A 13663-nucleotide genomic window follows, 5' to 3' on the forward strand; every position below is an offset into this window, starting at 1 on the left:
GGGGAGATTCATGAGCACAGACGGACAACCGGGCGCGACAGCCGTCGCGTACCGGGAAGTGACGGACAGCAAGGGCCGCGTCTACCGGGTCGGTGAGACGGACCACGGCATCCTCGGTCACAGCCGCAAGTTCATGGTGTACCTGCCGTGGATCGCGATGATGGCCATCAGTGTGTCCGAGTACGCCTACGGGTCCGCGGAGGACACCCTCTCCGAGGCCCATGGCTGGACACAGAGCAACACGTTCTGGATTCTCAGCGTCTGGGTCTTCTTCCAGGCGGGCATCGCGTTCCCCGCCGGGTGGCTGCGCGAGAAGAACATACTCACCGCGCGCCGTGCCATGTACATCGGCGCCGCGCTCTGTCTGGTCGGCTTCCTCGCGCTCTCGCACGTCGACAACGTCTTCGGCGCCATCTGCGGCTTCGGTGTGGTCGGCGGCCTGGGTTCCGGACTGATCTACGCCACCTGCATCAACATGGTGGGCAAGTGGTTCCCTGAACGGCGCGGTGCGAAGACGGGCTTCGTCAACGGCGGTTTCGCCTATGGCGCGTTGCCCTTCATCTTCATCTTCAACTACGCCTTCGACACGAGCAACTACAACGAGGTGCTCGACCTCATCGGTCTCTACGTCCTGATCGTTGTGGCGGTCTGTGCCTGGTTCTTCAAGGACCCGCCGAAGAACTGGTGGCCCTCCGAGATCGACCCGCTGAACTACACGGGCAACGCGAAGAGTGCGGCGAGCCTGGCGAAGAACCCGCCGGCGTCGAAGCAGTACACGCCGAAGGAGGCCATCCGGACGGGCATGCTGCCCCTGATGTGGATCACCATCGTCCTGACGGCGGGGGTGTCCATATTCGGGATCTCCTTCCAGGTGGACTACGCCAAGGAGGTCGGCTTCGGTCCTCTGGTCGCGGCGTCCTCCATGGGCGTCATGGCCGTCATCAACGGGGTCGGCCGGGCCGTCGTCGGCTGGCTCTCCGACATCTGGGGCCGCAAGCTGACCCTGGTGTTCGTCATCGTCGTGCTGGGCCTCGCCCAGTTCGGTGTGATCTGGGCCGGCAACATGCACAGCGAGTGGCTGTTCCTGTTCTTCGCCTTCCTCTCCGGCTTCGGAGGCGGTGCGTTCTACCCGATGTTCGCCGCCATGACCCCGGACTACTTCGGGGAGAACTACAACGCCACCAACTACGGTCTCGTCTACAGCGGCAAGCTGGTCAGCGGACTGTTCGGCGGTGGTCTCGGCTCGATGGTGGTCGACTCCTGGGGCTACAACGGTGCCTACGCGCTGGCCGGGGCCATCTCCATGGTGGCGGCCTGCATCGCTCTGATGCTGAGGCAGCCCGGGCGGCCGCGGGTGCGGGACATCGTCCCGAATCCACAGCCGGTCAGCCGGGAGGTCGTCTAGAGGCGACGCCCGTCCCACCTCATACGTCGGGCCTCCCCGCATGTGCGGGGAGGCCCGACGTATGAGGTGGGACGGGGACGGAGGCGTGCCTACTTGCGCAGCGCCGCCATGCCCTCGTAGCTGATCCGTGCCTGCTTCAGGGACTGGGCGAGGTCCGTCGAGCTCGGTGCGGTGTCCTGCTCGACCATCGGGTTGCGGTAGTTCGCCTCGCCGACGCGGCGGAAGAAGGTCCGGTAGTCGATGACCCCCGTGCCGAAGGGGACCATGTCGTAGCCGTCGCCACTCGCCGTGTTGACGATGCCGTCCTTGGCGTGGAACAGCGGGTAGCGCTTGTTGTTCCCGCGGACCACTGCGGCGGGGTCGAAGATGTTCTCCCGCTGCGATCCGTCGAGCGCGGTGTAGGTGTGGAACTTGTACTGGGCGACGTGCGCCCAGTAGACGTCCATCTCCAGCCATACGGTCTTCGGGTCGGTGACCTTGAGGAAGTACTCCAGCTTGCGGATGCCCGAACTGCGGGTGGGCCGCCCCTGTTCGTCCAGCGGACCGCCGTCGAGCAGGAAGCCGTAGGCCGCGTCGTGGTTGTGGGTGTACAGCTTGATGCCCGCACGGTGGGCGATCTGCCCCAGTGCGTTCCACTTGTCGGCGGCCACGTCCCAGTCGGCGCGGTAGGCGCTGCCGGTGGGGTCGCCTCCGGTGCCCATGTGGTCCATGCCGAGGATGTTGGCTATTTCCAGGTGCCGCTTGAACTGGTCGAGGTCGCTCTGACTCAGGGGCCAGGAACCCGGGATGAAGCCGTGGTTGCCCTGGGCGCGCAGTCCGTAGTCGTCCAGCCACGAGCGCAGCAGCTTCGCGCCCTCCACCGTCTCCAGGTTGTTTCCGCCGGGGGCGTTGGCGTGCTGGCCGTATCCGGCGAACTCGACCTGCTTGTAGCCGTAGCGGGCCAGCTCCTTGAAGACGTCACGGAAGCCCGAGGGCAGGGTGGTGCTGAGCGGGTCCCGGCCCGTGGCGTCGCGCACGGTGTACAGGATGATGCCGCGCTTGTGCGCCGGCACCAGAGCCTGTCCGTGTCCGTGGCCATGACCGTGGTCGTGCCCCGGACCGGAGGCGGGCTGGGCGAAGGCCGGCGATGCGCCGAAGACGGGCGCGGCGATCGCGGCCGCCCCGACAGCCGTGCAGGTGCTGAGGAAGCGGCGGCGGTCGATGCCGAGGCTGCGGCGCAGGGCGCCGTCCGTTCCGGATGCGTCGTTGTACACGGTCACGGTCTCTCTCCTTCTCGAAGATGCTCGCAGCGCTGTGAACGGACCGGTCTCATGCGAGGCCGGCCAGCGTGAGGAGCAGGGACTTCACTTCGGTGGCCCGGACGGGGCCGGTGAACGCATGGGGGGTGGAGCAGAGGATGAGCGGACCTTCGTCGTCGCTCAGGGGGAGGCGGCCGTGGCTGCCGCGAATGGGTGACGGATCGAGTGGCACGACGGCCATGCGGTAGCGCATGCCGAGCTTCTTGCGGGCGACCGCCGTGACCGCCTTGACCCGTACGTACGGGTCCTCGGGGTCCATGAAGAGCTCGACGGGGTCGTAGCCGGGTTTGCGGTGGATCTCGACGAGCTGGGCGAAGTCGGGCGCCCGTTCGTCGTCGAGCCAGTAGTAGTACGTGAACCAGGCGTCCGGTTCGGCGACGGCGACCAGCTCGCCGGAGCGGGGGTGGTCCAGGCCCTGGGCCTTCTTGCCCTCGTCGTCGAGGAGCTGCTCGATGCCCGGGAGGTCCGCCAGGGCCGCGCGGGCCGCTTCGAGGTCCTCGGGACGGCGTACGTAGATGTGGGCGATCTGGTGGTCCGCGACGGCGAAGGCCCGGGAGGCCATCGGGTCCAGGTACTCCATGCCGTCCTGGGTGTGGACCTCCAGGAGTCCGGCCCGGCGCAGCGCTCGGTTGATGTCGACGGGCCGGTCGACGCGGGTGATGCCGTACTCGGAGAGGGCGATGACGGTGCGGCCCTCGCGGCGGGCGTCGTCCAGCAGCGGGGCCACGGCCCGGTCGAGGTCGGCGGCGGCCTTGAAGGCGCGCGGGTCGTCGGGGCCGTAGCGCTGGAGGTCGTAGTCGAGGTGCGGGAGGTAGCACAGGGCGAGGTCGGGGTGGCGGGTGTCCAGGATGTGGCGGGTGGCGTCGATGATCCACTGGGAGGAGACGAGGTCGGCGCCGGGCCCCCAGAAGTGGAAGAGGGGGAAGGTGCCGAGCTTGTCGGTGAGTTCGTCGTGGAGGGCGGGCGGGCGGGTGTAGCAGTCGGGTTCCTTGCGGCCGTCGGCGTAGTAGACGGGGCGCGGGGTGACGGTCCAGTCGGTGTCGGCGCCCATGGCGTACCACCAGCAGATGTTGGCGACGGTGTAGCCGGGGTGGGTCCGGCGGGCGGCGTCCCAGAGCTTGTCGCCCTCGACGAGCCCGTTGTGCTGGCGCCACAGGAGCACATCGCCGATTTCGCGGAAGTACCAGCCGTTGGCGACGATGCCGTGCTCGGCGGGGGTGGTGCCGGTGAGGAAGGTGGACTGGGCGGCGCAGGTGACGGCGGGCAGCACGGTGCCGAGCGGGGCGTGGGTGCCGGACTGTCCCAGCGCCTTGAGGTGGGGCATGTGGGCGAGGAGGCGGGGGGTGAGTCCGACGACGTCGAGGACGAGGAGGGGTGTGGGGCTGGGCGTCGTCCCGGCGGTGGTCATGGCAGCTCCTTGAGGCCGAGGTCGACCAGGAGGTCGCGGGCGAGGGTGAGTTCGGCGGCGATGCCGTCGGCGAGCTGGGCGCGGGTGCGGGGGCGCAGCTCGGCCGGGAGTGCCTGCCAGGTGTACGTCTCGACCTCCAGGTGCCGGGTGAGCGGCCGGGCCCCGCCGACCAGGCGGGCCAGCGTGGCCCGGAGCACGGGCAGGGTGGAGGTGAGCGGGGGCGCCGGCGGTGCGTGCAGGGGTACGTGGAAGTGGGCGCGCCAGGGGGCGCTGTCGGGCAGGGCGTCGCCGGTGACGGCTTCGTCGAGGTCGTCGGTGCCGCGCAGTCCGGCAGCGGTGGCGATGCGGGTCTGGTGCAGGAAGCGGGGCTCGGCGAAGGCGGCGAGGGCGGCACGCACCTCGGGGAGGTGGGGGTGCTCGGCGTGCAGGGCCGCGGAGAGCTGCGCCTTGACGGCGGGGATGCCGGCGGCGGTGAGCGCGTCGAGTGCGGTGTCCGGGTCCTCGAAGGAGGTGGCGAGGTGGCAGGTGTCGATGCAGACGCCGATGCGTGCGTGGCCGACGGCGGTGAGGGGGGCGATGGCGTCGGCCGTGGTCTCGACGGTGCATCCGGGTTCGGGTTCGAGGCCGATCCGGATGGACTTGCCCGTGAGTTCGGCGAGTGCGTCGAGGCGTTCGCCGAGGGTGGTGAGCGCGGCGAGTGCGGTGCGGGCCGCTTCGGGGTCGCCGGTGTACGGGGTGCGCCAGGCGAGCGGGAGGGTGGAGATGGTGCCGTCGGTGACGTCGTCGGGCAGGAGTGTGGCGAGGAGCCGGGCGAGGTCGGTGGTGTGGGCCAGGCGTTCGGGGTCGGTCCAGTCGGGCTTGTAGACCCGGTACTTGACCTCCTCGGCGCCGAATCCCTCGTAGGGGAAGCCGTTGAGTGTGACGACTTCGAGGCCGCGGCGGTCGAGTTCGGCGCGCAGGGAGCGCAGTTGCGAGGGGTCGTTGATCAGGGTGCGGGCGGCGTCCCTGGCGAGCCAGAGGCCGATGCCGAGGCGGTCGCGGCCGAGTCGTCTGCGTACGGGTTCGCAGTGGTCGCGCAGTTGGGTGCGGACGCCTTCGAGGGTTTCGGCGGGGTGGACGTTGGTGCAGTACGCGAGGTGGACGACGGTGCCGTCGGGGTGGCGGAAGCGCATGGGCTCACTCCCCGCCGCGCAGGATGGAGTTGCCCTCGTGGAGCGGTTCGGGGGCGGCGGTGTCGAGGTGGAGGCGGCCGCTCTGGCCGTAGAAGGCGACGGGGTTGCGCCACAGCACCTGGTCGACGTCGTCGTCGGTGAAGCCGGCGGCGAGCATGGCGTCGCCCACATGGCGGGTCTTCAGCGGGTCGCTCCTGCCCCAGTCGGCTGCGGAGTTGACGAGGATCCTCTCGGTGCCGTGGAGCTTGAGGACGGCGACCATGCGGTCCTCGTCCATCTTGGTGTCGGGGTAGATGGAGAAGCCGGCCCAGCAGCCGCTGTCGAGTGCGTCCTTCACGGTCGTCTCGTTGAGGTGGTCGAGCAGCACCAGTTCCGGGGCGAGGTGGGACTCCCGTACGACGTCGATGGTGCGGCGCAGACCGGCGAGTTTGTCGCGGTGCGGTGTGTGGACGAGTGCGGGCAGTCCGTGGTCGGCGGCGAGCTGGAGCTGGGCGGCCAGCGCGTGGTCCTCGGCCGGGGTCATCGAGTCGTAGCCGATCTCGCCGACGGCGACGACGGAGTCCTTGACCAGGTAGCGGGGCAGGGCGTCCAGGACGGGGGTGCAGCGGGGGTCGTTCGCCTCCTTGGGGTTGAGGGCGAGCGTGCAGTGGTGGGCGATGCCGTACTGGGCGGCGCGGAAGGGCTCCCAGCCGAGCAGCGCGTCGAAGTAGTCGAGGAAGCTGGCGGGCGAGGTGCGGGGCTGGCCGAGCCAGAAGGAGGGTTCGACCAGGGCGCGGACCCCGGAGTCGTACATCGCCCGGTAGTCGTCCGTGGTGCGGGAGGTCATGTGGATGTGGGGGTCGAAGATGCGCATCAGGACTCCTCCGTGGGGGCGGCGGGGGCGGCGGGGCCGGGGGCCGTGAGGGCGAGTACGCGGTGCTGGCCGGCGGGGACGGGGCGGCCCGCGGCGATGCGTTCCGCCGCGTAGTCGCCCAGCATCCGGGCGAGTTCCGCGTCGCCGCGCGATCTTCGGGCCAGCTGGTCGACGGCCTCGACGGGGACACCGGTGAACAGGCACTTGAGGACGGCGTGGCGCCAGTTGTGCGGGTCGAGGTGGGTGCCCGCGTACGGGCCGACGGCTGCGGCGACCAGCGTGGTGTCGTTGGTGCGCAGGGCGTCCTCGACGAGCGGCAGGGCGGTGGCGCCGAGGTCCAGTGCGGGCAGGGTGCGCAGAACGGCGCGGCGTTCGGCGGCCGTGCCCTGTTCGTAGAGGCGGGTCAGGGCGGGCAGGGCGGTGCGGGCCTCGATGATCAGCAGGGCGCGTACGGAGTCGGCGTGTTCGAGTCCGCAGTACCGGCCGGCGGCTGCGTACCGCAGCTCCCACGGAGGTACGGCGTAGCTGTCCGAGGGCGCGGTGTCCGGGTGGGCTGCGGAGTGGGCGGCCTCGGCGAGGGCCTCGTCGAGCCAGGCGCGCGCGGCTCCGCCGAGCAGGGTGTCGAGTTCCTTGCGGGTCAGGAGCGGGGTGGGCGGGTTCTGCGTCATGGCGTGCTCCCTTCGGCGGGCTCAGCGGTTCGACGGGCGGTGCTTGTTGAGGAAGTCGAGGGAGGTGCGGGCGAGTTCGGGGCCCGCGTGGGAGTGGCGGGGCAGCTCGACGACGGTGAGTCCGGCGTATCCGGTGTCGCCGAGCGCGTCGAGTGCGGCGAGCACGGGCGGGAAGTCGATCTCGCCGTCGCCGAAGGGGAGGTGCTCGTGGAGGCCGCGGCGCATGTCCTCGATCTGTACGTGGCGCAGCCAGGGGGCGGCGTCGCGTACGCAGTCGACGGGCAGGGCGGGCTCCAGGCACTGGCAGTGGCCGATGTCGAGGGTGAGCCCGAGCGGTTCCGGGTCGCCGCTCAGCACCCGCAGGTGGTGGAAGTCCGCGAGGTTGGCGAGGAGGTGTCCGGGCTCCGGCTCGATCGCGAGGGGCACCCCGGCCCGTTCGGCGGCGTCCAGGACCGGCCCGAGGGCGTCGGTGAGCCGCTGCCAGGCGGTGTCCGGGGCGGTGTCCGGGGGCCTGATGCCGCTGAAGCAGTGCACGGCGTGGGCGCCGAGCCCGGCGGCGACGTCGACGGCCCGGACGAGCAGCGCGGTCCTGGCCGCGCGCGCCTCGGGGTCCGGGTCGAGGAGCGAGGGGCCGTGCTTGCGGCGCGGGTCCAGGACGTAGCGGGCCCCGGTCTCCACGGTGACGCCGAGCCCGAGCTTCTGGAGCCGGGCGGCGACGTGGCGGGTGCGGGCGGCGAGGTCGGGGGCCATCGGGTCGAGGTGCATGTGGTCGAGGGTCAGGCCGACGCCGTCGTAGCCGAGGTCGGCGAGGAGCCCGAGGGCGTCGTCCAGGCGTAGGTCGGTGAGCCCGTTGGTGCCGTAGCCGAGGCGGAGTGTCATGTGGGGCTCACCTTCCGGGAGAGGGCGCGGGCGAGCGGGACCAGGCCCATGAGCGCGAGCCCCGTGCCGGTGGCTCCGGCGCGTGCGGCGAGGGCGGCCTGGAGCGGGATCATCGACCGGATGCCGCTGCCGACGGCGCGCTGGGTGAGCGGCGGCGACGGGTTGAGTGCGGCGTGCGCGAGGGGACGTACGGCGGTGCGGAGGTAGGCGCCGGTGAGCGCGGTGAGGAGGATCCGGGCGGGGGCGCCCCGGGAGGCCGGCCCTTCGCGCACCACGGCCCCGCCGATGCCGGCAACGGCCGCGAGAGCGGCGAGCGGCGCGGTGGTGGATCCGCCCTGGGTCTCGTGACGGGAGACGGTGGTGACCGCGTAGGTGTGGGTGCTCAGCAGAGCGGCGGCGGTCAGTGCGGCGCGGGTCGCCCGGGGCGCCGGGGCCGTCCGCGTGGCCGTCGCTCCCAGCAGCAGGTCCAGGCCCCGCGCCGCCGCCATCGCGGCGGGGCCCGCCGGGGTGTGCTTCAGACGGAGGTCGTACGCCCATACGGTCGCTGCGAGGCCCGTGGCGACGGTGAATGCCGGACGGCCCGCCCGTGCGGCGAGGGCGAGGCCCGCCGCGGTCAGTGCGCCCGCCGCGGCGAGCGCGGCGCGGGGCGTGATCCGGCCCGACGGGATCGGGCGGTGCGGCCGGTCGACGGCGTCCTCGTCGCGGTCGGCCCAGTCGTTGAGCGCCATGCCCGCCTCGTACAGACAGAGGGAGGCGCAGGCGGCCAGGGCCGTGGAGCGGCCGGGCCGCCGTCCCACGGCTGCCGCGCCCGCGAGGGCGTCGCCCGGGACGGTGAACAGTGCGGAGACCCTGAGCAGTTCCGCCCAGGCGCCTGCCGTCACTTCTCCCCCCGCAGCCGCTCGGCGAAGGCCAGCAGCGCCAGGTACTGCTCGGACAGTGCGGCCGGTCCGCCGTCCGGGTCCTTGAAGTAGAAGCCGAGCTCGGGCCGCGCGCCGGTGAGGCCCACCTCGTGGGCGCGGGCCAGCAGCCGGGCCAGGTCGAGCACCAGGGGTGCGGCGAGGGCGGAGTCGCAGCCCTGCCAGGTGGTCTGGAGCACCATGCGTGCGCCGAGGAAGCCGTCGAAGGCGATGTGGTCCCAGGCGGTCTTCCAGTCACCGAGCGCCGGGACGTCGTCGATGTGGACCTCGCCCTCGGGGGCGGCGCCGAGGGTGTCGGCGAGGACGCGTTCCTTGCCGGCGTTCTTCGCCGCGGCGGCGGCCGGGTCGGCGAGCGCGGCGCCGTCTCCGCCGCCCAGCAGATTGGTGCCGGACCAGGCCCTTACGGGCAGGGCGCGCTGCACGAACATCGGGGCGAGGACCGAGCGCAGCAGGGTCTGGCCCGTCTTGCCGTCGCGGCCGGCGTGAGGAAGTCCGCAGGCCGCGACGGAATCCTGGAGGGCGGGGCTGCGGAGCCCCGTGGAGGGGGTGAAGTTGACGTACGGGCAGCCGGCCCGGAGGGCCGCCGCGGCGTAGAGCGAGCTGGCGGGCAGCCGCTCGGCGCCGGCGGCGGGTGCCGGTTCGGTGGAGGAGACGTTGACGACGACGGTCCTGGCCAGGCTGTTGCGCCGGCCGAATTCGGTGAGGTCGGCCGCGAACGCTGTGATGAGTTCCTCGTCCGTGCGGGTGTCGCCGGGAAGGGGGCCGCCGGGGCGTATCTCCGCGTCTGCGGCGGCGAGTTCGGCTCGTACGGCCGACGGGAGTCCGTGCGGCAGCACTCCCCCGGCAGCCAGGGCCTCGGCCCGTTTGGGAAGCGGACAGTCCAGGATGTCGTGGCCGCCGAAGACGAGCGAGGTCACGGGTGGCAGACCGCTGTCGGCGAACGGGGCGGTCTCGGTGACCATGCCCGCCCCCGGGTGGAGGCCCGCCGCGATCGCCGCGCAGCCCGCCGTTGCGGTGGTGGCGACGGAGCCGCGTGCTCCGATGAACCAGACTCCGGTACGTACGCCGGTTGTTGACACGGGCTGCCTCCCTGGCTGGGGGTCCTGGCTGGGCAGAGCTGATGGCGCTGTGCGGAAGGTGCCGGGCGACGGCGGGCGGGGTGCGAGGCCCCGCCCGCCGTCGGCCGGGTGGACTGCTCTACGCCGAGGGCAGTTCCTTGAGCTGGATGTTGCGGAAGGAGACCTGGTCGTCCGCCCCGTGGTTCTGGAGGCCGATGTAGCCGTCCTTGAGGCTGCGGACCGGGTCGGTGTTGGTGAAGTCGTTGATCTTCACTCCGTTGAGGAAGATCTGGAGCCGTTCACCCTGGACCTTGATCTCGTAGCTGTTCCACTGCCCCGGCGGGCGCAGCACCTGGTCGCGGGCCTTGATGTTGGCCGCCTTGAAGGTGTAGACGGAGCCGGTGGTGCGGTCGACGGCGTCGGAGGCGTCGATCTGGACCTCGTAGCCGTTGTTCACCGCGGACCAGGGGTCGTCGGACTCCGGGAAGCCGACGAAGACGCCGGAGTTGTCGTCGCCCGACAGCTTCCAGTCGAGCTTCAGGGAGTACGACTTCAACTCCTTGGCCTGGTAGGTCAGCAGGCCCATGCCGCCTTCGGAGCGCAGCTCGCCGTCGACCACGTCGAACTTCCCGGGTCCGGCCTGCTTCCAGCCTTCGAGAGTCGTGCCGTTGAAGATCGACCGGTAGCCGGTGTCCGGCTTGCAGTCGGCCTTGACCTGGCCGGCCGCGTACCGTACCCCGCCGAGCAGGAGTCCCCGGAAGTCCGCGTCGGCGTACGACTCCTTCGTGTGGCCGAGGCCGGTGTAGAAGGAGCGGCCGCCCTGGTAGGTCTGGCACCAGGTGATCGGGTGATCGCCCTTCATGGTGCCGCCGGTGTAGGTCGTCTCGTCCAGGGTGGCGAGGACCTTCACCTTGTCGCGCGGGTTGGTGCGGTAGTTGTACAGCTCGTCGGTCCGCTCCCAGGCGTCGCCCAGGTGGGCGGTGGCCGGGTTCTTGTGGTCCTCGACGCGGACGGTGACGGGCTGGATGGCGGGGTGGCCGGAGAAGTACGCGCCGACGAGTCCGCCGTAGAAGGCCCAGTCGTACTCGGTGTCGGCGGCGGCGTGGATGCCCATGTAGCCTCCACCGCCGGCGATGTAGTTCTCGAAGGCCTTCTGCTGGTCGGCGTTGAGGACGTCACCGGTCGTCGACATGAAGACGACGGCGTCGTAGCGGGCCAGGTTGGCGGTGGTGAACTGGCCGGCCTCCTCGGTGGCGTCGACCGTGATGTTGCTGTCCTTGCCGAGTTCCTTCAGTGCGGCGATGCCCTCGGGGATCGCGTCGTGGCGGAAGCCGGCGGTCTTGGAGAAGACCAGGACGCGCTTGGCGGTCTTGTCGGGCGGGGTGTTGGAGAGCTCGAAGTCGTCGATGTCGTAGAGCGCGCCTTCGCCGCCCTTGAACACCAGGAAGAGCTCGGTTGCCTTCTTCGGTACGCCGCGCAGGGGGACGTCGATGTCCTGGAAGGTCTCCCAGCCGCCGGTCACCGGCACGGGTGCGGAGCCGAGGATCGTCCCGGTCGCCGAGCCGGACCGTACTTCGAGGAAGCCGCCCGCGCCGCCGGAGGAGATCCGGGCGGTGAGCTTGGTGGAGTCGCCGAGGATGTACGGCTTGAAGGAGATCCAGTCGTCGTTGTCGATGTCGCCGACGGTCTTGCCGCCCTCGGCGTTCGCCTTGTCGTACGTCTTGATGCCGGACGAGTCGTTGAAGTGCTCGGCCTGGCGGTGGCGCGGCTGGAGCTGAGACTGGTCGTGGCCGGTCAGTGCGGCCTGGCCGCCGCCCCCGCCGTCGGTGTACGAGGCGTCGATGACCCCGAAGATGTTGGCGTTGGGGTCGTGCCCGCCGTCCATCTCGGTCTTGATGGTGCCGGTGCAGCCGTGGGCCGAGGTGATCGGGTGGCCGTGGCTGTCGTGGCCGAGGACGAAGCGGACCTCGATCTTGGAGCAGTCGATCGTGCCGTCCTCGGGATCGGTGACGGTGACCTTGAACGGGATCTCGTCGCCGAAGGTGAACAGCTGTCCGTCACCGGGGAGTTCCAGGTTGACCTTGGGCGCGGTGTTGCCGACGGTCACATGGACGCTGGCCGAACCGGTGCGCCCGGAGGGGTCCTTCGCGGTGACGGTGGCGGTGTAGGTGCCGTTCTTCTTGTACGTGTACGCGGGGCCGGCGGCCGTGGAGGTTCCTCCGTCGCCGAAGTCCCAGGCATACGTGAGGGCGTCACCGTCGCCGTCCGCGGTGCCGGCCGAGGAGAACTGCACCTTCAGCGGCGCGATGCCCGATGTCTTGTTGGCCGCGGCCTCGGCGATCGGGGAGCGCCCCCCTGTGGCGTTCTCGATGCGGTAGAGCGCGGAGTTCTCGTCGCCGCCGAACCAGGAGAGGCCGTAGTCCAGGACGTACAGCGCCCCGTCGGGTCCGAAGGCCATGTCCATGATCTGGGTGCCGGACCACGGGATGTCGTTGATGGACTGGACCTTGCCGTCGGCGTCCTGCTCGATCCGCTTGATCCACTGGCGGCCGAACTCACCGGCGAAGAAGTCTCCGTCGTACGCCTCGGGGAACTTCACGGGCGAGTCGAGGTCGGCGTCGTAGTGGTAGACGGGTCCGCCCATCGGGGACTCCGAGCCGGTGCCGAACTCCGGGACGGACGCACCGTCGTACGGGATCCAGGCGGCCTGGGCCGGGGGCAGGTCGACGAGGCCGGTGTTGTGCGGCGAGGTGTTCTTCGGGGCGGCGCAGTCGAAGGCCGCGCCGGAGGTCTTGGTGGCGAAGTCGTAGTCGATGAACGGGTCGTTGTTGCCCGTGCAGTACGGCCAGCCGAAGTTCCCGGCCTTGGTCACCCGGGCGAACTCGACCTGCCCGGCCGGTCCGCGCTTGGGGTCGGCCGCACCGGCGTCCGGCCCGTAGTCACCGACGTAGACGATGCCGGTGGCCTTGTCGACGGAGAAGCGGAACGGGTTGCGGAAGCCCATCGCGTAGATCTCGGGGCGGGTCTTGTCCGTCCCCGGCGCGAAGAGGTTGCCGTCCGGGACGGTGTACGAGCCGTCGTCGGCGACCTTGATGCGGAGGATCTTGCCGCGCAGGTCGTTGGTGCTGCCCGCGGAGCGGCGGGCGTCGAAGGCCGGGTTGCGGTCCGGACGCTCGTCGATGGGGCTGAAACCGTCGGAGGCGAAGGGGTTGGAGTCGTCGCCGGTCGACAGGTACAGGTTGCCGTCCGCGTCGAAGTCGATGTCGCCGCCGACGTGGCAGCACATGCCGCGGGACGTCTGGACGTCGAGGACCTTCTTCTCACTGCCGAGGTCGAGCGTGCCGTCCTCGTTGAGGACGAAGCGGGAGAGCCGGTTGACTCCGTCGAACGGGGCGAAGTCCGCGGCGGTGCCGGTCTCGGGGGCGTCGCCGGCGGGGGTGTCCAGCGGGGGTGCGTAGTAGAGGTAGATCGCCCGGTTCTCGCTGAACTTCGGGTCGACCCCGATGCCCTGGAGGCCTTCCTCGTCGTGCGAATAGACGGGGATGACGCCGGAGATCCGGGTGTTGCCGGCGCTGTCGGTGATACGGAGCTCGCCGCTGCGTGAGGTGTGCAGCACGCTGCGGTCGGGGAGCACGGCCAGCGACATCGGCTCGCCGGTCTCGGCGGCTCCCTTGGCGAGGGTGACCTGCTGGAAGTCCTCGGCGACCGGGGCGGGGGCGGGATGGTCGTCGTGGGCGGCGGCCGTGCCCGCTGTGGCACTCAGGCTGAGGGTGGCGGCGGCGAGGAGGCCACCGGTGAACAGAGCGAGGGATTTACGGAGGCGGAGCCTTGTTCGGGTCCTGCTGCGGGTTCTGTGCACGAGTGTCCTCCGGAGATGGCCGGTGGTACGGGCGGGTGCTGCCGAGCCGTGACGCGCGGGGACTGCCGCGCAGGTCAGCCGGGGCCTGTGCGGCTCCGGTGACGGGAGTTATGTCATGTACACGCTTTGGACGGTAGACCTGTTCG

10 protein-coding genes are annotated in these 13663 nt (G+C 70.8%); 1 reads left to right on the plus strand and 9 read right to left on the minus strand.

The annotated features are described in order from the left end of the window. Nucleotides 1-10: 10 nt before the first annotated feature. Entirely contained in the window at nucleotides 11-1405 is a 1395-nt protein-coding gene (locus OG912_RS01645; RefSeq protein WP_327707809.1) for an OFA family MFS transporter, read from the plus strand. A gap of 89 nt (nucleotides 1406-1494) precedes the next feature. On the opposite strand, the gene OG912_RS01650 is transcribed toward OG912_RS01645, so the two are convergent. The 9 genes from OG912_RS01650 to OG912_RS01690 all read right to left on the minus strand — a co-directional run bounded on the left by OG912_RS01650 (nucleotide 1495) and on the right by OG912_RS01690 (nucleotide 13517). Then, nucleotides 1495-2664 (minus strand): sugar phosphate isomerase/epimerase family protein, encoded by a 1170-nt coding sequence (locus tag OG912_RS01650; protein ID WP_327707810.1) that lies wholly within the window; start codon nucleotides 2662-2664, stop codon nucleotides 1495-1497. A 49-nt stretch (nucleotides 2665-2713) separates the two neighbouring features. Beyond that, on the minus strand, nucleotides 2714-4111 hold the full coding sequence (locus OG912_RS01655; protein WP_327707811.1) for a nucleotide pyrophosphatase/phosphodiesterase family protein: 1398 nt from the start codon (nucleotides 4109-4111) through the stop codon (nucleotides 2714-2716). Continuing rightward, the gene (gene eboE / locus OG912_RS01660) at nucleotides 4108-5283 is read right to left on the minus strand and encodes a metabolite traffic protein EboE (RefSeq protein ID WP_327707812.1); all 1176 of its coding nucleotides are present in this window, start codon (nucleotides 5281-5283) and stop codon (nucleotides 4108-4110) included. The genes OG912_RS01655 and eboE overlap by 4 nt, the downstream gene beginning before the upstream one ends. A 4-nt stretch (nucleotides 5284-5287) precedes the next feature. Further along, complete coding sequence (locus OG912_RS01665; RefSeq protein WP_327707813.1) at nucleotides 5288-6136, minus strand: TatD family hydrolase; 849 nt, start codon at nucleotides 6134-6136, stop codon at nucleotides 5288-5290. Continuing rightward, nucleotides 6136-6804 (minus strand): EboA domain-containing protein, encoded by a 669-nt coding sequence (locus OG912_RS01670; RefSeq protein WP_327707814.1) that lies wholly within the window; start codon nucleotides 6802-6804, stop codon nucleotides 6136-6138. The genes OG912_RS01665 and OG912_RS01670 overlap by 1 nt, the downstream gene beginning before the upstream one ends. Nucleotides 6805-6825: 21 nt before the next feature. Next, complete coding sequence (locus OG912_RS01675) at nucleotides 6826-7683, minus strand: sugar phosphate isomerase/epimerase family protein (protein ID WP_327707815.1); 858 nt, start codon at nucleotides 7681-7683, stop codon at nucleotides 6826-6828. Next, on the minus strand, nucleotides 7680-8564 hold the full coding sequence (locus OG912_RS01680; protein ID WP_327707816.1) for an SCO3242 family prenyltransferase: 885 nt from the start codon (nucleotides 8562-8564) through the stop codon (nucleotides 7680-7682). Before OG912_RS01680 ends, OG912_RS01675 begins: the two co-directional genes overlap by 4 nt. Continuing rightward, nucleotides 8561-9679: an inositol-3-phosphate synthase gene (locus OG912_RS01685; RefSeq protein WP_327707817.1), complete on the minus strand. Its 1119-nt coding sequence runs from the start codon at nucleotides 9677-9679 to the stop codon at nucleotides 8561-8563. Before OG912_RS01685 ends, OG912_RS01680 begins: the two co-directional genes overlap by 4 nt. A gap of 118 nt (nucleotides 9680-9797) precedes the next feature. Beyond that, nucleotides 9798-13517 carry a ThuA domain-containing protein gene (locus OG912_RS01690; protein WP_327707818.1) on the minus strand — a complete coding sequence of 1240 codons (3720 nt, stop codon included), beginning with the start codon at nucleotides 13515-13517 and terminating at the stop codon, nucleotides 9798-9800. Between the last annotated feature and the right edge of the window lie 146 nt (nucleotides 13518-13663).

It is taken from the genome of Streptomyces sp. NBC_00464 (assembly GCF_036013915.1).
GTDB lineage: Bacteria > Actinomycetota > Actinomycetes > Streptomycetales > Streptomycetaceae > Streptomyces.